The following is a 261-nucleotide window of genomic DNA, read 5'->3' as shown; positions in this document are numbered from 1 at the left end:
GCGGCGAGCGCGGTCTCTGCCTGCGCCTCCGCCAGCCGGCGCGACATGCCGGCGACCAGCCGACGCAGTGGCTGGGGCACGGGGCGCAGCGCCCCGAGGTCGGGACAGGTGCCGACGACGACCTCGGTGCCGCGACGCCTCAGACGCAGGATGGTGTCGCGCAGGTGCTGCGTCGAGACGGCGACCGGGATGCGGTGCGTGACGTCGTTGCCACCCACCACGATCACGGCGACATGCGGCGCGTAGTCCGCCGGCAGATCG

General features: G+C 74.3%; 1 protein-coding gene. It reads right to left on the bottom strand.

What is annotated here, in order from left to right; translation table 11 throughout:
- A partial coding sequence (locus RTM68_RS18420) for a GDSL-type esterase/lipase family protein (protein WP_396654252.1) occupies nt 1-261 on the bottom strand: 261 nt, incomplete at both ends.

It is taken from the genome of Microbacterium sp., assembly GCF_031988965.1.
In the GTDB taxonomy this organism is placed as follows: domain Bacteria; phylum Actinomycetota; class Actinomycetes; order Actinomycetales; family Microbacteriaceae; genus Microbacterium.
The sequence above is the reverse complement of the archived record's forward strand: the minus strand, read 5'-3'. Positions and strand labels throughout refer to the sequence as shown.